This window comes from Bacillus sp. CH_70 (assembly GCF_038007045.1).
Lineage (GTDB): Bacteria > Bacillota > Bacilli > Bacillales > Bacillaceae_G > Bacillus_A > Bacillus_A cereus.
Window position 1 is genome coordinate 2,314,507 of sequence record NZ_JBBOWL010000001.1, and the last position, 16,386, is coordinate 2,330,892.

A 16,386-nucleotide genomic window follows, 5' to 3' on the forward strand; every position below is an offset into this window, starting at 1 on the left:
AGATTTTTTAAAAGGATGGACAAAGAAGAGAGAGATTAATCAATTTTATTGTTTTTCTTAATTATATATTTCCATAAAAATAGGGGAATACCTGTTCAAAATAATATAATGTGGATTATGTAACGATTCACAGTGTTCCGCTACATAGTATATATATTGTAAGATGTATGTGAATGATTTAGTTATTATTATGCATTTTATAAGCGGTATGGGGGAAGAAAAATGAAAATAATAGAACTACCAATTGAATTCGAATTTAACGGGCAAAAACAATGTATTTATCCAAGTTTAATTATATTACATAATGAATTAACGTTAGTCGATACAGGATATCCAAGTTTTTTACCTTTAATTGAAAATGCAATATTAAAACATGGATATGAGATGAAAAACTTAAAGAATATAATTATTACCCATTATGATGATGATCATATAGGGGCTGTATATGATTTTAAAGTGAAATATCCAAATATTAATGTTATTGCTAGTGAAATTGAATCTAACTATATTAGTGGTGATATAAAATCAGAGAGGTTAGTTCAAGCTGAAGAAATGTTAGAACGTATGCCAAATGAAGAAAAAGAATTTGGTAAATGGTTTATACAACAGTTAAAAAATATAAAACATATTTCCGTCGATGAAAAAGTGCATGATGGTCAAATGATTTTGAATAATGAATGTCAAATAGTAGCGACGCCAGGACATACTTCGGGGCATATTTCATTATATTTTCCGAATTTAGATTGTGTAATTACGGGAGATGCGGCTGTTCAAGAGAATCGTGAGTTAGTAATAGCTAATCCGAATTTTTGTTTGGATATAGAAAAAGCGAAACAGTCTTTAAATAGGATTAAAAGTTTTAAAGCAGCACAGTATTATTGCTATCATGGAGGAAAACTTACTGTATAAAATAATAAAAAACCAATCTTTTTGATATAGAAAAGATTGGTTTTTTAATTCATAGATTCTGCAATTTGAATTAAATCCTTTACGTTATATTTACCTTGTATATAGCGTTTGTTACCAATTGCAATTGTATATTGAAAACCATTCTGCTGAAAGATAAGCTCATATGCTGAATCAAAATGAGGATTATATAATGCTTTTATATTATTTTTTAAGCTGTAGAACTTAGCTCCACTAGGTACATAGAAGCCTAATTTGTTTTGAACTGGTGAAACAGTGATTTTAAAAATCCCATTAATATCTTCATTGTAGTATTGGAGGTTTAAGTAATCGTTATAAATGTACCCTTGAAATTCGTGAATTTCGAACGGGAATTTTGTAGGAGTAAGTATATGTTCCTTACACTTCATTTCATATTCTTTTACGATAGTAGCTTCTTTCATAAGTGGATTCCCATCATAAATTTGATTGATTTGAGATATTTTATTATTTTTTGTTACTATTTCTAAAATGAAACCGACAGTAAATTCATCATTAGTGCCTTTGAAATAAGAAATAAGAATTGTAGTATCTTCTTTTGGAGATGGTACTATTTTAATTTCATGAATAGGTTTTTCCTTTTGGAAAGTAGGTAGTTCAACTCCTTCTGTTACATATGACTGCATTAATTTTTTATCATTTTTGAGTAAAGCTTGTTTAAATTCACTTATCACATTTGTTCGAGATTTTGCCATAATAATTGAGGTCGACTGAAAATATAGTAAGAAAAATATGAAAAATATCTTTATGAATGTAGTGTTCAATTCCATCACCCTTTAACTATGTTTCCGTAAATTTGAAATATATATGTATAGGGGGGAGAAGATGGGTTCGTTATTTGATGTAATAGCAGATATCATTTTATTTTATCCTCGAAATGACATGAAATTGAAACACCATGTTGCAAAATTAAGTGAATTAGAGTGGTTTCGAAATCTACATGAAGATCCGAAGTATACAAGTTTAATTTGGAGTAATAGAAAAATTAAGAAGTTCATTTTGTCTTCTACTAACATGGAAGCATTAATAAAATCTGAGAAAAAGCAAAAAGAATTTGTTCATCTAGTACAGGATGAATATAAAAAAAGAAGATAAGAATTTTTTTATTTTTCATATTTGGCGAAACAAATGGTACAATGAAAGCTAATGTGAAAAATAAGGAAAAGAAGTGGTCTATTTGAAAAACTTTTTAGAATTAGGAATTAGTGAAACTTTTAATCATACATTACGTGAAAATGGAATTACAGAAGCAACACCAATTCAAGAGAAGGCAATTCCTGTTATTCTGTCAGGTAAAGATATTATTGGGCAGGCGAAAACAGGAACGGGTAAAACGTTAGCATTCGTGTTACCGATTTTAGAAAAAATTGATCCAGAGTGTAGTGATGTCCAGGCTTTAATCGTTGCACCAACAAGGGAATTAGCCCTGCAAATTACAACTGAAATTAAAAAAATGCTTGTTCAAAGAGAAGATATTAATGTACTAGCGATATATGGCGGACAAGATGTAGCACAACAATTGAGAAAATTAAAAGGTAATACACATATTGTTGTAGCGACACCAGGACGATTATTAGATCATATACGACGTGAAACAATTGATTTAAGTAATCTTTCAACGATTGTACTAGATGAAGCGGATCAAATGCTTTATTTCGGTTTCTTATATGATATTGAAGATATTTTAGATGAGACACCTGGTAGTAAACAAACGATGTTATTCTCAGCAACGATGCCAAAAGATATTAAAAAATTGGCGAAACGTTATATGGATGAGCCGCAAATGATTCAAGTACAAAGTGAAGAAGTAACGGTAGATACAATTGAACAGCGTGTCATTGAGACAACAGATCGTGCAAAGCCAGATGCACTTCGTTTTGTTATGGATCGTGATCAGCCATTTTTAGCAGTTATTTTCTGTCGTACAAAGGTTAGAGCAAGTAAGCTTTATGATAATTTAAAAGGACTAGGTTATAATTGTGCTGAACTTCATGGTGATATACCTCAAGCGAAACGTGAAAGAGTTATGAAGAGTTTCCGCGAAGCTAAAATTCAGTACTTAATCGCAACGGATGTAGCAGCTCGTGGACTTGATGTAGATGGTGTAACGCACGTATTTAATTTTGATATCCCTGAAGATGTAGAAAGTTACATTCACCGCATTGGCCGAACAGGACGTGCAGGTGGATCAGGTCTTGCAATTACGTTCGTTGCAGCGAAAGATGAAAAACATTTAGAAGAAATTGAAAAAACGCTTGGTGCACCAATACAAAGAGAAATAATCGAACAACCGAAGATAAAACGTGTAGATGAAAATGGAAAACCGGTACCAAAGCCGGCTCCGAAGAAATCAGGTCAAAATCGTCAAAGAGATAGCCGCGAAGGTTCAAGAAGTGAATCAAGACGTGATTCGAGAAATAGCTCGAGAAGTGATTCAAGAAATAGTTCGAGAAATAGTTCTAGAAATGAAAATAACCGATCATTTAATAAGCCAAGTAATAAAAAAGGTAGTACAAAGCAAGGTCAGCAAAGACGTGGTCGTTAAAGTGTGAAGTGGTAATTGGGATGAAGAGTTATATCGTTTGTTAATAGAGAAATCGATATATATAATAAAAAATCCTGATACAATTATTAATGCAGAAGGAGTCACAAAATTTGTGGCTCTTTTTGTATTTTAAGATTAGGTTGGTATGCATTTGCACCATAAGAGTAAAGTTTATAATTTCATTTACCGTATTTAAAGTAATTAAAAAAATAAAGAAAAAATAAAATGTGGAGCTTTAATTTGTACGAATGTTCGGATAGTTATATAATGATTTTCTGACTATTGAAATATGGAGGGTACAAATGAAAACTGAAACGTTACACACACAAGAAGACATTTTAAAAATGCTTGATTCATTATTAAGACCTGCAGAACCATTTTGGAATGAGTTTTATGAGAATAGAGAAAAGGATGTTCCGTTTTTTGAAAATGTTCCAGATGAGAATCTAGTTTCGTATATACACAAAGAGAGAGTTTCAAAAGGGAAGGTATTAGAACTTGGATGTGGTCCAGGTAGAAATGCCATTTATTTAGCGACTCAAGGATTTGATGTAACAGCAGTGGATTTATCTGTAGAAGGCATTAATTGGGCTAAAGAAAGGGCAGTGGCAAAAGAGGTAGAAATTCATTTTATTTGTGATTCGATTTTTAATTTAGAGGTTCAAAACGAATTTGATTTTGTATACGATTCGGGCTGTTTGCATCACATTCCACCGCATAGAAGAATAAATTATGTGGATTTAATTAAAAACTCATTAAAATCGGGTGGTTATTTCGGATTAACATGTTTTGCGGCAGGCGATTTAGATGAACGAAATGGATCAGAAATAACAGATTGGGACGTATATAGAGAATGGAGTCTACAAGGTGGTCTTGCATACTCGGAAGAAAAGTTAAGAGAGATATTTAAAGAATTTGAGATAATTGAGATTAGAAGGATGAAACAAATAAAACAACCGAATGAAATGTTTGGAGAATCATTTCTTTGGACAGCGTTATTTAAGAAGAAATAATAAAGTAGATAATTGACAAACTCATCGTTTTTATAGACAATATGTTCATAGGAATATACGTTCGGTTTTTGGGTGACGTATGTTTTACATAAATACATAACAAGGGGCTGTCTCCATATGAGTAACGCAAATCAAAAAATTACTACGTTTTTAATGTTTGAGGGCAAAGCTGAGGAAGCGATGAATTTTTATACGTCGCTATTTGATCAATCAGAAATTGTAAGTATTTCTCGCTACGATGAAAATGGACCTGGTAAAGAGGGAACTGTAATTCATGCAACTTTTACGCTAAATGGCCAAGAGTTTATGTGTATTGATAGTTATGTAAATCATAATTTCACATTCACTCCAGCTATGTCTCTTTATGTAACTTGTGAGACAGAAGAAGAAATTGAAACGGTCTTTCATAAATTAGCGCAGGATGGAGCAATTCTTATGCCTTTAGGTTCTTATCCGTTTAGTAAAAAGTTTGGCTGGTTAAATGATAAGTATGGTGTATCTTGGCAGTTAACTCTTGCTGAATAAAAAAGAAAAAGCGTAGCTTATTTGTTTAATGGATTTAGTTAAAAGCTTGAAAAATTAAATAACATAAAAAAGCGTTCCAACTGTCAACAGATTTGGAATGCTTTTTTTGTGGAAATGAGTTGTTTAAAACTTACCAATTCTACGATTATTTTAAATGAATGGAATGGATGTGTATTTTTGTGTCTTTTTAGAATTTTTAGTAATTATTAGTATTTATCTGTTAATATAAATATAGACAACTATGTATGAACTATCAGGCGGGTTAATAGAAAAAGGAAAGCATAAATAGTTAATAAGTTTACACTTAAAATGCAACTAGATCGTTAGGAGGACTAATCGCAATGGATATTACACAACAAAACAGTAATGCATGGGATAAGAAGGTTGAAGAAGGTTCTAGATACACGCAGCCTGTAAGTAGCGAGATTATTGAGAAAAGCAAATCAGGTGAATGGGAGATTACAGTCACTACGGAAAAGTCAGTTCCTAGAGAGTGGTTTCCAAAGTCATTAGATGGATTAAAGATACTTTGCTTAGCGTCAGGTGGTGGACAACAAGCACCTGTTCTAGCTGCTGCTGGAGCAGATGTAACAGTTACTGATATATCTAAGATGCAATTGGAACAAGATGAAAAGGTAGCAAAACGGGATGGTTTGACTTTGAAAACAGTACAAGGAGATATGTCAGACCTTGGTGATTTTGAGGATGAATATTTTGATATTGTTATAAATCCTGTTTCTAATTTGTTTGTAAAAGATGTTCATCTTGTATGGGATGAAGTTTCTAGGGTTTTAAAGAATAAAGGTATTCTTATTGCTGGATTTACAAATCCGTTACTATGGATTTTTGATGATAACCAAGAGCAAAAAGGTATTCTTGATGTTAAACATTCAATTCCTTCATCAACATTGGATTATTTACCAGAGGATGAAGTTCAAGATTACATCGATTCAAATCAAACAATAGAATATGCGCATACTTTAGAAGACCAAATCCAAGGCCAAATTGAAGCTGGTTTTGTTATAACAGGTTTTTTTGAGGATGATTTTGGTGGAACAAGGATATTAGATAAGCATATTAAAACATTTATTGCGACAAAAGCTATAAAGTTAAAGATGGATTAAGAATTTTTGCTTGTCATACGGGGCGTTAGTCGAAGAATGCTCTTAAAATAGAAAAGGATGGTGCTTTCCATCCTTTTCCTTATGTATTTTGAGTGTCGAAACTATTCTCAAAACAAGTTTTACACTACCAATTGTATAATTAGGTTATGCTTTTATATTAAGAATTTTGCTGACCAAATCTTTTCCCGAGTTTAGCTAACAATTCAGGTTGATCGCTTTGGCTCATTATAACTTCAATAAAGATAAGTTGATTCTTATTAAAAGTTATATTTGTTAAGACTTCTGCTAATTCTGCTTCATTTTCTACTTTAAATGTTAGACTTTTTTCTTCTGACCCAAATACCATTGATAGTTTATTGTAATCCCACATTTGTATATTATTATAAGGTTGGTTTTGGCCGTGAATGGCACGTTCAACGGTGTATCCGTTGTTATTGATTAAAAATATAATCGGTTTTAAATTTTGACGTAGTATAGTTGATAACTCTTGGGCAGTTACTTGGAAAGAACCATCACCAATAATTAAAATGTTGCGCCGTGATAAATTGGCGAGCTGTGTACCAAGTAGAGCGGGCAGTGTATATCCGATAGATCCCCATAACGGTTGTCCTACATATGCAGTGTTATTAGGTAGAGGGATAGCAGCACTACCAAAGAAAGGTGTTCCTTGCTCTACAATTAAGACGTCGTTTTCTTGTAAGAAATGGTACATTTGCTGCCAAAAACGTTTTTGTGTGACCATTTGTGCTTTTGGAATGAACTCTTCAGTAAAAGGTGATGATTCTAAAATAAATGGCTTAACGTCAAGGGTATCTTTATTACGATGCTCAATTGAATCACTTAAATGTTGTAAAACATCCTGCATTACAACTGGACCGTATTTTTTATCTATAATTTTCACAGTGTAGGGATGGATTTCTATAACTTGTTCTTTTGTAAAACCTTGTGTGAAGCCGCCTGTAATAGTATCAGTTAACTTCACACCAATACTAATAATACAATCAGATTCATCAATTCTTTTTCTCAAGTACGGAGAACTTACATCACCAGTATAAATCCCTATAAATTGAGGGTGTTTTTCTGGGAATATTCCTTTTCCCATACTTAACGTCGCGATGGGAAACCCAGTTTTTTCTACAAATTGATGTAAATTTTCTTTAGCGTGAAATCGATCTACTTCAAAATCAGCTAAAATTACAGGTTTTTTGGCGTTATTTATTATTGAAGTGGCATGTAGTAGCATTTTATCCAACGCTTCTTTATTACTTAAAATCGGTTTATATAAAATTGGTTCTGTAGGTTTATTAATTGGTTTATTATATACATCAATCGGCAAATTAATATGAACCGGGCGTTTTTCATTCCAACATGCACGTAAAACACGGTCAATTTCCTCAGCAGCATGCTCAGGTTTTACATTTGTTTGTGCCACAGTGATTTCTCGATACATATTGGAAAAGTGATCGAACTTTCCATCTCCTAACGTATGATGGACGATTGCTCCATTTTCCATTACTTTTGTTGGTGGCGTACCCGTGATTTTTATAACTGGCACGTTTTCCGCATATGAGCCAGCAATACCGTTAATAGCGCTTAATTCTCCAACTCCGAAAGTAGTAATAAGAGCAGCGATTCCTTTTATGCGAGCGTACCCATCTGCTGCATATGCAGCATTTAATTCGTTACAATTGCCAATCCACTTTAAATTTTCATGTGCTACCACATCATCTAAAAAGGCAAGATTATAATCACCAGGAACCCCAAATATATGTTCAATTCCTAATTCATGTAGTCTATCCAATAAATATGTACTTACAGTATATTGTTTTTTCAAATGAATCATCTCCTAATTATGCAATGAATGTTTCAATAGACTAAATAAGTTCTAATGCGTTGATTAAAATATTCATTACTAGATTGTGGTATAATTTACATACAGGGGGAAAGTAGATGACACAACATAAAGAAGAACAGATGAATGAGGCATTAGCATTATTTTATTTTGCATATAAAACATTTACTGAAAAGCCAGATGAAATTATAAAAGAATATGGCATTCAACGAGTACATCATCGAATTTTATTTTTTATCGCACGTTTTCCAGGGATAAGTGTAAATGAGTTATTATCACTATTAGAAATAAGTAAACAAGCTCTCCACGGACCGCTACGTCAACTTGTGGAAAAGGGCTTAATTGAGAGTAATGAAGCTATGCATGATCGACGTGTGAAACAGTTGTCTTTAACAGAAAAAGGTACAGATTTAGAGAAAAAACTGAGTGATGTACAAAGACAACAAATGGGTGTTATTTTTTCGAAATTTGGTGAATCATGTGAGGACAATTGGCACCAAGTTATGAATGAAATGGCAAATAGCCGATCAGGTTTTGATGCTTGGATATCCAAACGTGAAATACCAGTCGATCAAAAATAATGAAAAAACTTCTGTTTTTATCGTTTGAAAAAGAACAAATTTTATCCATACATTTGGCAACTATGATTTGGTCATAGAGTGAATGGATAAAAAGATACATTACTAGATACTTTATACGTGTACGCAATGGAACAATAAAATTCACATTTCCGAAAGGGGAATTATAATGATAAAACTTGTACTTATTCGTCACGGACAAAGCTTATGGAATCTTGAAAATCGCTTTACTGGATGGACAGATGTTGATCTATCAGAGAATGGATTAAGTGAAGCGAGAGAAGCAGGAGCAATATTAAAGAAAAACGGATATACTTTTGATGTGGCTTATACATCTGTATTAAAACGCGCAATTCGGACGTTATGGATTGTACTTCATGAGATGGATCTTACTTGGGTCCCAATACATAAATCTTGGAAGCTAAATGAAAGACATTATGGTGCATTGCAAGGGCTGAATAAAGATGAAACTGCTCAAAAATATGGTGAGGAGCAAGTTCATATTTGGAGAAGAAGTGTTGATGTAAGACCACCGGCTCTTACTGAAGACGATTCTCGATATGAAGCGAATGATCCAAGATATAAAACACTCAAAAAAGGTGAATTTCCGTTAACTGAATGTTTAGAGGATACGGAGAAGAGAGTACTTGCTTATTGGCATTCAGAAATTGCGCCGACATTAAAAAGTGGTAATAAAGTAATTATTTCATCACACGGTAACACAATTCGCTCGCTAGTAAAATATTTAGACAACCTTTCAAGTGATGGTGTAGTTTCATTAAATATTCCCACTAGCATTCCGCTTGTTTATGAATTAGACGAAAACTTACGTCCGATTCGTCATTATTATTTAAGTATGGATGGAGAAGTACCTGAAGGGGAAATTCCGAAACATATTTCTTTTTAATACGAAAATTTGAAATGAATGCTTGTCTACATATACAATATAGACTCATGGTAAAGTGAAATTTTAATCAGTGGGGGTCTTACTGCCCACAAATAACAGGATAAAAGAAGTGGTACTTTCTAATGTATATGCGATGTAGCTAATTTTAGAAGCTTGTCCACGTCTTTTGTCATAAAGAGAGCAGCTTGCGCATGTAATGATATCGTGAGTAGTTTTTGAATGGAGGGTGATGTGATTAATGATCTCTAACATTCGAATTGGCTTATTTGTTTTAGCGATTGTCTTTGTAGTCCTTGTTTTCTTTTATTGGAAAAATGAGGAGTTGTACGAGGAGAAAAAGCAACGTATTAGAAAGACTTGGTATGGTTTGTTTATCATATCTGTCACCGTGTATTTCATGATAAAAGGAATTGATTTAACCCTCTGGAAAAATCTTTTAATGTTTACTGCAATGGTTATTTTTGTTGATATTGCGTTCATTTTAACACCTAATATTTCAGAAATATGGGGTGCGAAATTTAGCGATATTGGCAAGACAGTTCAATCAATAAAACGATCATTAATTGCATCTAAAGCGAGAGGAGAAATATACACGACAATTATTCAAAATGTTAATCCATCAGTATTCGGTACGATGGAATGGCATACGGAAGAGGAATATATAAAGAGCTTAAATGCATTTTTAGATTCATATGGGGAAAAGATTGGTGCGAAAATTGTTGTTTTTGAAGCCGCGAAGGAATTAAATACAAACTTTCGTGGTATTCGCTCGCAATTTAGTATTATCGTTCCGTTAGAACATATCGAGCAATTGAATGAGCAGAAAGCGGTGCAAGTAGAAAATGTCGGGATTATACCAGCAAAAATAGTAAGTGACGTTTTCATTGTTATTGATGGAAAGAAAAATAACCTGCAAGATCGGGATTTTGAAAATGTATATAATTTAACAATACATCATAGTTATTTTAGTAAATAAGGACAGAATCTTTTTCTGTCCTTTTCTTATATACATAAATTAAAAACAAAATCCGACAAAGTTGAATAAAATTGGACAATCATTCCTACACTAGCATGTAGAGGTGATTGTAGTGGTAAAAGATTATGACAATGATTTTTTTAAAGAAGATAACGAAGATACAACAGATTTCTCTTTAATAAAAGGGGATACGTTGCAGCAAGTAGAAGAATTAGAAGAAGAATTAAAAAGAAAATCATAAGTGTACACTCTTTCTACATTTGCTATATAATATAAATAAAAGGTTGTATCTTTTTGAAAAGGGGGAGAAGAGATGGCTGAAGTCAATGTGCAAAAGTCTTCGTTTTTTAAAGAAAAAAAAGAAGAATCAAATACAGATTTCTCTCTTGTGAAAGGTGCATTAACGGAGAATATAAATCGGTTAGAGAAACTGATGAATAATAGTAGTTCAAAATATATACAGGTGAAAAGAACAAAAGAAAATGCATAGAGCATTTTCTTTTTTTTTATTTAATAGTAAACTTTTCTCTTATTTTTTCAGGCAAATCTGCTTTCTGAATCTCTTCATAGGACTTTACTTCAATTGATGATATTTCATTTTTATTATTATCATCTTGATCTACATAAAGGCGTAAAAACGCGTCTGCATTTAATTTATGATTGTTTTCTTTTTTTGTACTTCTAAATGTAATTTGTTTTTTGACGCCATCTTCATCATATGCGGGCAGCGTATAGTTTCGTAAGTTTCTACCATCTACCTTTTCGATAGTTCCTTCGCCTTTTATCTGCATGTAATATACATCTTTACCAATTCTATTTAGTGACGCTCTCTCACAGCCAATAGTAAAACTAGAAAATAATAAACATAGTGTAATAATTGCTAAAAACTTTTTCATTTTCTTTATCTCCTTTAATGTGTTTCTTTAAAAAGTATACGGCTATTATTAAATGAGAAAAATCGATATAGATTACAATGCCCTTACAATGTTGTAAGAGTGTTTTACATAAAATGAACAATAAAAGTTAAAAGAAAGGTAAAATAATGAATCATGGTATAATGATAAAAGACTTACATACTATTTTTTCATTTTGAAAGGAGCTTGAAAAATGTATTCTACTTTAGAACAATTAACAAAGCACCCTGTATTTTATCATTTTGCAGAAATTTCAAAGATTCCTAGAGGATCAGGTAATGAAAAGGAAATTAGTGATTATTTAGTGGGCTTTGCAAAAGAGCGTAACTTAGAAGTCATTCAAGATGAAGCATTAAATGTCATTATTAAAAAAGAAGCAACAGCTGGTTATGAAAATGTACCAGCTATTATTATTCAAGGTCATATGGATATGGTTTGCGAAAAAAATCAAGCAACAGTACATGATTTTGAAAAAGATCCAATTGAATTAAGAATCATTGGGGATATGTTATATGCAAATCAAACAACTTTAGGTGCTGATAATGGTATTGCAGTTGCGTATGCATTAGCTTTATTAGATTCAAAAGAAATTACGCATCCAGCACTTGAAGTCGTTATCACTACTGAAGAAGAAACGACAATGGGCGGGGCTTTTGCTATTGATCCAAATCATTTTGAAGGAAAGATATTTATAAATATTGATTCTGAAGAAGATCATAAATTACTTGTAAGTAGTGCAGGTGGTGCGAAAGCTGTTGAAACAATTCCCGTAATTTGGGATGAAACGCCAGCGAATATGGATGCATACCGTCTATATGTTGGTGGTCTAAAAGGCGGACATTCTGGTATGGAAATTGATAAACAACGCGGTAATGCGAACAAAGTATTAGGACGAGTATTACGTGATTTATCGGCACATACGGAGTTTAACATAAGTGAAGTTCACGGCGGATTAAAAACGAATGCAATTCCGCGTGAAAGTGTAGCTACACTTTTAATTCGTACAGAAGATGTAGGACAAGTAGAAGAAAAACTAGAATCATGGACACGTGTATTACAAGAAGAAATGCGTGCTGTTGATCCAGATGTTCATGTTACACTGACAAAATTGGATGAAAAAGTTGAAAAAGTATTTGCTAAAGAGACACAAAAGCAGCTTATTTCATCAGTATTCTTAATTCCAAATGGCATTCAAAGTATGAGCATGGATATTAAAGGTCTTGTAGAAAGCTCAACAAATTTAGGCGTTATTGAAACGTTGCAAGATGAAATTAAATTACGTAACGAAGTGCGAAGTTCTGTAAGTAGTTTAAAACAACATGTTGCAGAAGAAATCAAATATATTGCTGAATTAGTTGGTGCTACATTTGAAATAGAGTCAGAGTATCCAGAATGGCCATACAATCCAAACTCACAAATTCGTAATTTATTTGAAAAAGTGCATCAAGAAAAATACAATAAAGAAATTGAAATCTTCGCTGTGCATGCGGGGATTGAGTGTAGCGCATTCGTTCAAAAAATGCCTGAATTAGATGCAATTTCATTCGGACCAGACATTTTTAACGTCCACACTCCAGATGAACATATCAGTATCTCTTCTGTAGTGAATAACTGGGGATTCTTCATTGATGTAATGAAGGGTACAAAAGAATTAGCTAAGTAATAACGACGAAATGAAAAGGAGCCTATAAAAATTTATAGGCTCCTTTTTTGTATTGGAATTTATCCCGCTATTTGCAGAGCAGCCCGATTGGTTTAACTAACAATCAGTGGGGGATGAATAAAACCACTACTGATCAAAGTTTCACTTTATGAGAAGTCATTTTTCGTTAGTATGTAATATTAAGCTTGAACAATTAATAAGGATGAATTGTTGATGTTTTTTAGTACTGATGAAGGGGTGGAGAAATGAAGGGAAGAAAGCATTTTATTGTTTGTATGTTTTTATTGTTCTTCACATTTAGTTTTATTGGTGTTCAGAAAATAATAGCAGAGGAAGTTGAATTTACAGGAACAACTGCTCCATTGAATGTTAATGTTAGAGAGGCAAAAAGTTTGAATGCAAATATTGTAGATGTGATTCCCGGAAATACAACAGTATCTTTTAAAGGATGGGAGTATGGTGAAGCGGTTAAAGATTACTGGACAGGAAATTTAGATAATCGTTGGTTTTATTATTTTAAAGATGGAAAAAAAGTATATGTAACGTCAGCGTATATTAATGGAAATCCTCCAAATATATCAATAGATCGTAAATTATCTGTACCTAACATATTACAAGAAAGATCAAATTGGTGTTGGGCAGGCACTTCGGTTTCAGTTTTAAATTATTTTGGGAAAACTTCTTCACAAGATCAGTACGTTAGGTATGTTAAGGGTGGATCATATAATAATCCTGCAACTTCACGTGAAATACAATATGGCTTATCAGGATATGGTGTTAGCTCAGCTATAAGTTCTGGAGCAAAATCATATGATTGGTTCAAAAGTCAAATTAATAGTAATCAGCCGATGATTGCACTCATTATGTGGCAAAATGGAGCTAACATCGGACACTTTCTAGTACTTGATGGATTTTATAAAGGGACAAATGGAACAGATTATATAACGTACATGGACCCTTGGTATGGTGATCATTATAATCATAATTTCAGTACGTTCCATAACAATAATAATTTTTGGTGGAGTGAAACTGTTTATAATATCCATGCAAACTAATAATATTAAAAGCGGGGGTTCATAAATGGGAAAACTACTTAAGCTTGTGATACCGTGCATGTGCTTAATGACCGTTATTATTTTCGCTAGTAAAATTAGTTATGCATCAAAAAATAAAAGTGAATCAGTACAATCGATCGCATTAAAAGATTATCAATATAGTAAGGGAAGTTCTTCTGAAAATTTAAGTTTTGAAAAAATAACAACATCTCCATTTTCGTTACCAATCTATGCAACAATTCCAGCACAGCAAATTTTAAATAGCTCTGAATTTAAGAATTTACTATTACCAACAAATGAAAAGCTGTGGTTTATTATGAAGGGTGAGCAGCCAGAAGGACTAATTGTTGCGAATGATATTGAACCGATTCGAACGGGCGGAGAAAATAGAAGTAAAGATTTATATGGATTATATACAGCAATAAAGAATAATACAAATGAAACAAAAGATATTAGTTATTTCGAATTTGAAGGACAAGGAATATTGGTAGTAAATCAAAATAATGATCAAGAAATATACCTTAGTAAAGGTGCCGCTGCCATATTAAAACTTCCTGCTGGTCAAAAAGTATTGAGCAGTGAAGTATTACAGAAAATGAAAGAGAGAATTGTAACTGCTTTTGAATAGTTAAATATAAACTGAATAAACAAATCAATAAATAAATGAATATGTATTTAATATGAAATTTCATGTACTGTATTATTTTCGAAAATAATACAGTACATAGTATAAAAAGAATAACATAAGAAAAGAGTGTAAGATTTTATGAAAAAATGATGATTATAGTAGAAATAGTTGATTCTTACTTGTTTTGTATAAAGTTCGATTCAAATTACACTTCACATTTAAAATATTTAAATAATTCAAACGGAAAAGCTTGACCTTCACACTATGTAAAGGTTTACAGTAAGACAGAAAAGGAGGTTAAGAAATGAAAAAAATAACGAATTTGTGTATGAGTGCTATACTAACCACATCTATTTTCAGTGGTTATGCTCTAGGGAAGGGGATTGAGAAAGTTCAGGCGAAGGAAATTGAAAAAACGCAAAGAAAAGATATGAAGAAAGTAGAGGTGCGAAAACAAGTAGGAAAGTATACAATGCCAGATGAAAAAAACAAACATGAAGGAACATGGCTACAATGGCCTCATGAATTTACATATGGGCAAAAATATCAGAAAGAAGTAGAGCCAATTTGGATTCAAATGACAAATGCTTTAAGTAAAGGCGAAAAAGTTCATATTGTTGCATTTGATCAAGAAGAAAAAGAAAGAATTACTGAGGTTTTAATAGATCACGGGGTAAATATGGAGAAAATTGATTTCTTTATCGCACCTACTGACGATGTATGGGCGAGAGATACTGGACCAATTTTTGTTTATGATAATGACAAAAATCTAAAGATATTAGACCCAGGATTTAACGGATGGGGAAAGAAAACACCATATAAGAAAGATGCTCGTCTTCGTGAGAATCTTAGTAAACAGTTAGGAATTGAAAGAATTGATTGGAATAAATTTGTTCTTGAAGGTGGCGCATTTGAATTAGATGGTAATGGAACTGCTTTACTGACTAGAAGTGCTGTGACGAATAAAAATAGAAATGCAAAATTGTCAGAAAAAGATATTGAAAAATATATTAGTGACCTTGGGGTAACAAATTTTATTTGGTTAGATGGAGTACCTAACTTAGATATTACTGATTTTCATATTGATGGATTTGCAAAATTCCACGATAAATCTACTATTATAACATTAAACAAAAAAGATTTAGCTGAATGGGGAACGTCTGATAAAGATATTAACAAGTTGTTGCAGGCAAAAGATGCTGAGGGGAATAAGTACAAGTATGTATATCTGCCGCTAAGCAAGAATAATGTTACATTAGAAAATGGGAAGCAGCTTGATTATAAAGGTTCATATATTAATTATTATATAGCGAATCAAGTTATCTTAGTTCCTAACTATAATGATCCTAATGATAAAATAGCAAATGAGATGATTCAAAAACTTTATCCTGATCGTAAAGTTGTGGGGATTGATGTAAGAGAGCTTTATAAAAATGGTGGTATGATCCATTGTATTACTCAACAACAACCAATTAATTTAAAATAATATATTTATAGTGTTCAGTGGAGTTTTCTATTTCTTATGAAAACCTGTTTATCTATAGGATAGGTAAAGATGCGATGGTATTTTTACCTATTTTATTGTAATTTTTATGAGTTAAGTATACCTTTCCTATAAACTGAAGAAACCCACCCTTTTTGAAAAAAGCTTAATCAAAATG

The 16,386-nt window shown here is 32.3% G+C and carries 18 protein-coding genes; 15 read left to right on the top strand and 3 right to left on the bottom strand.

Annotated features, from left to right (window positions below; all coding sequences use genetic code 11):
* Positions 1 to 222: 222 nt before the first annotated feature.
* On the top strand, positions 223 to 909 hold the full coding sequence (locus N2V79_RS11885) for an MBL fold metallo-hydrolase (protein ID WP_025688171.1): 687 nt from the start codon (positions 223 to 225) through the stop codon (positions 907 to 909).
* Positions 910 to 953: 44 nt separating this feature from the next.
* Here N2V79_RS11885 and N2V79_RS11890 read toward each other — a convergent pair whose 3' ends face one another.
* The gene (locus tag N2V79_RS11890; RefSeq protein WP_075719201.1) at positions 954 to 1,715 is read right to left on the bottom strand and encodes a hypothetical protein; all 762 of its coding nucleotides are present in this window, start codon (positions 1,713 to 1,715) and stop codon (positions 954 to 956) included.
* A gap of 55 nt (positions 1,716 to 1,770) precedes the next feature.
* Here N2V79_RS11890 and N2V79_RS11895 point away from each other — a divergent pair, with 55 nt between their 5' ends.
* The 5 genes from N2V79_RS11895 (at position 1,771) to N2V79_RS11915 (ending at position 6,152) form a co-directional block, all read left to right on the top strand.
* Positions 1,771 to 2,040, top strand: coding sequence for a hypothetical protein (locus N2V79_RS11895; protein ID WP_053564499.1), 270 nt, complete (start codon positions 1,771 to 1,773; stop codon positions 2,038 to 2,040).
* A 73-nt stretch (positions 2,041 to 2,113) separates the two neighbouring features.
* On the top strand, positions 2,114 to 3,490 hold the full coding sequence (locus N2V79_RS11900; protein WP_002164545.1) for a DEAD/DEAH box helicase: 1,377 nt from the start codon (positions 2,114 to 2,116) through the stop codon (positions 3,488 to 3,490).
* Between the two features lie 302 nt (positions 3,491 to 3,792).
* The gene (locus N2V79_RS11905; RefSeq protein WP_340719884.1) at positions 3,793 to 4,503 is read left to right on the top strand and encodes a class I SAM-dependent methyltransferase; all 711 of its coding nucleotides are present in this window, start codon (positions 3,793 to 3,795) and stop codon (positions 4,501 to 4,503) included.
* Positions 4,504 to 4,620: 117 nt separating this feature from the next.
* Positions 4,621 to 5,028, top strand: coding sequence for a VOC family protein (locus N2V79_RS11910; protein WP_000063589.1), 408 nt, complete (start codon positions 4,621 to 4,623; stop codon positions 5,026 to 5,028).
* A 341-nt stretch (positions 5,029 to 5,369) separates the two neighbouring features.
* A complete protein-coding gene (locus N2V79_RS11915) occupies positions 5,370 to 6,152 on the top strand; it encodes a class I SAM-dependent methyltransferase (protein ID WP_340719885.1) in 783 nt (260 codons plus the stop codon).
* Between the two features lie 157 nt (positions 6,153 to 6,309).
* Here N2V79_RS11915 and N2V79_RS11920 read toward each other — a convergent pair whose 3' ends face one another.
* Complete coding sequence (locus N2V79_RS11920; protein ID WP_340719886.1) at positions 6,310 to 7,995, bottom strand: alpha-keto acid decarboxylase family protein; 1,686 nt, start codon at positions 7,993 to 7,995, stop codon at positions 6,310 to 6,312.
* A gap of 107 nt (positions 7,996 to 8,102) precedes the next feature.
* Between N2V79_RS11920 and N2V79_RS11925 the strand changes: the two genes are divergently transcribed.
* The 5 genes from N2V79_RS11925 (at position 8,103) to spoIISB (ending at position 10,955) form a co-directional block, all read left to right on the top strand.
* A complete protein-coding gene (locus N2V79_RS11925; RefSeq protein WP_340719887.1) occupies positions 8,103 to 8,585 on the top strand; it encodes a MarR family winged helix-turn-helix transcriptional regulator in 483 nt (160 codons plus the stop codon).
* A gap of 166 nt (positions 8,586 to 8,751) precedes the next feature.
* Complete coding sequence (gene gpmA / locus N2V79_RS11930) at positions 8,752 to 9,489, top strand: 2,3-diphosphoglycerate-dependent phosphoglycerate mutase (protein WP_016512840.1); 738 nt, start codon at positions 8,752 to 8,754, stop codon at positions 9,487 to 9,489.
* A gap of 238 nt (positions 9,490 to 9,727) precedes the next feature.
* Complete coding sequence (locus tag N2V79_RS11935; protein ID WP_340719888.1) at positions 9,728 to 10,465, top strand: type II toxin-antitoxin system SpoIISA family toxin; 738 nt, start codon at positions 9,728 to 9,730, stop codon at positions 10,463 to 10,465.
* A 112-nt stretch (positions 10,466 to 10,577) separates the two neighbouring features.
* A complete protein-coding gene (locus tag N2V79_RS11940; protein WP_000237818.1) occupies positions 10,578 to 10,706 on the top strand; it encodes a hypothetical protein in 129 nt (42 codons plus the stop codon).
* A 72-nt stretch (positions 10,707 to 10,778) separates the two neighbouring features.
* Positions 10,779 to 10,955 (top strand): stage II sporulation protein SB, encoded by a 177-nt coding sequence (gene spoIISB / locus N2V79_RS11945; protein ID WP_000852629.1) that lies wholly within the window; start codon positions 10,779 to 10,781, stop codon positions 10,953 to 10,955.
* Between the two features lie 16 nt (positions 10,956 to 10,971).
* Here the strand turns inward: spoIISB and N2V79_RS11950 are convergent, their stop codons facing one another.
* Entirely contained in the window at positions 10,972 to 11,361 is a 390-nt protein-coding gene (locus N2V79_RS11950; protein ID WP_000713869.1) for a YxeA family protein, read from the bottom strand.
* 211 nt (positions 11,362 to 11,572) lie between these two features.
* Between N2V79_RS11950 and pepD the strand changes: the two genes are divergently transcribed.
* The 4 genes from pepD to N2V79_RS11970 all read left to right on the top strand — a co-directional run bounded on the left by pepD (position 11,573) and on the right by N2V79_RS11970 (position 16,211).
* Positions 11,573 to 13,042 (top strand): beta-Ala-His dipeptidase, encoded by a 1,470-nt coding sequence (pepD, locus tag N2V79_RS11955; protein WP_340719889.1) that lies wholly within the window; start codon positions 11,573 to 11,575, stop codon positions 13,040 to 13,042.
* 245 nt (positions 13,043 to 13,287) lie between these two features.
* On the top strand, positions 13,288 to 14,097 hold the full coding sequence (locus tag N2V79_RS11960) for a papain-like cysteine protease family protein (protein ID WP_340719890.1): 810 nt from the start codon (positions 13,288 to 13,290) through the stop codon (positions 14,095 to 14,097).
* 25 nt (positions 14,098 to 14,122) lie between these two features.
* Entirely contained in the window at positions 14,123 to 14,725 is a 603-nt protein-coding gene (locus N2V79_RS11965; RefSeq protein ID WP_053564489.1) for a hypothetical protein, read from the top strand.
* Between the two features lie 304 nt (positions 14,726 to 15,029).
* Positions 15,030 to 16,211: an agmatine deiminase family protein gene (locus tag N2V79_RS11970; RefSeq protein WP_340719891.1), complete on the top strand. Its 1,182-nt coding sequence runs from the start codon at positions 15,030 to 15,032 to the stop codon at positions 16,209 to 16,211.
* The last annotated feature ends 175 nt before the right edge of the window (positions 16,212 to 16,386 follow it).

What these genes read in the sequence shown, in the direction of transcription:
- N2V79_RS11920 (WP_340719886.1), bottom strand. Translation starts at nt 7,995, where the DNA reads ATGATTCATTTGAAAAAACAATATACTGTAAGTACATATTTATTGGAT.
- N2V79_RS11950 (WP_000713869.1), bottom strand. Translation starts at nt 11,361, where the DNA reads ATGAAAAAGTTTTTAGCAATTATTACACTATGTTTATTATTTTCTAGT.
- N2V79_RS11935 (WP_340719888.1), top strand. Translation starts at nt 9,728, where the DNA reads ATGATCTCTAACATTCGAATTGGCTTATTTGTTTTAGCGATTGTCTTT.
- N2V79_RS11905 (WP_340719884.1), top strand. Translation starts at nt 3,793, where the DNA reads ATGAAAACTGAAACGTTACACACACAAGAAGACATTTTAAAAATGCTT.
- N2V79_RS11925 (WP_340719887.1), top strand. Translation starts at nt 8,103, where the DNA reads ATGACACAACATAAAGAAGAACAGATGAATGAGGCATTAGCATTATTT.
- N2V79_RS11915 (WP_340719885.1), top strand. Translation starts at nt 5,370, where the DNA reads ATGGATATTACACAACAAAACAGTAATGCATGGGATAAGAAGGTTGAA.
- N2V79_RS11885 (WP_025688171.1), top strand. Translation starts at nt 223, where the DNA reads ATGAAAATAATAGAACTACCAATTGAATTCGAATTTAACGGGCAAAAA.
- N2V79_RS11890 (WP_075719201.1), bottom strand. Translation starts at nt 1,715, where the DNA reads ATGGAATTGAACACTACATTCATAAAGATATTTTTCATATTTTTCTTA.
- N2V79_RS11970 (WP_340719891.1), top strand. Translation starts at nt 15,030, where the DNA reads ATGAAAAAAATAACGAATTTGTGTATGAGTGCTATACTAACCACATCT.
- gpmA (WP_016512840.1), top strand. Translation starts at nt 8,752, where the DNA reads ATGATAAAACTTGTACTTATTCGTCACGGACAAAGCTTATGGAATCTT.
- pepD (WP_340719889.1), top strand. Translation starts at nt 11,573, where the DNA reads ATGTATTCTACTTTAGAACAATTAACAAAGCACCCTGTATTTTATCAT.
- N2V79_RS11960 (WP_340719890.1), top strand. Translation starts at nt 13,288, where the DNA reads ATGAAGGGAAGAAAGCATTTTATTGTTTGTATGTTTTTATTGTTCTTC.
- N2V79_RS11965 (WP_053564489.1), top strand. Translation starts at nt 14,123, where the DNA reads ATGGGAAAACTACTTAAGCTTGTGATACCGTGCATGTGCTTAATGACC.
- N2V79_RS11895 (WP_053564499.1), top strand. Translation starts at nt 1,771, where the DNA reads ATGGGTTCGTTATTTGATGTAATAGCAGATATCATTTTATTTTATCCT.
- N2V79_RS11910 (WP_000063589.1), top strand. Translation starts at nt 4,621, where the DNA reads ATGAGTAACGCAAATCAAAAAATTACTACGTTTTTAATGTTTGAGGGC.
- spoIISB (WP_000852629.1), top strand. Translation starts at nt 10,779, where the DNA reads ATGGCTGAAGTCAATGTGCAAAAGTCTTCGTTTTTTAAAGAAAAAAAA.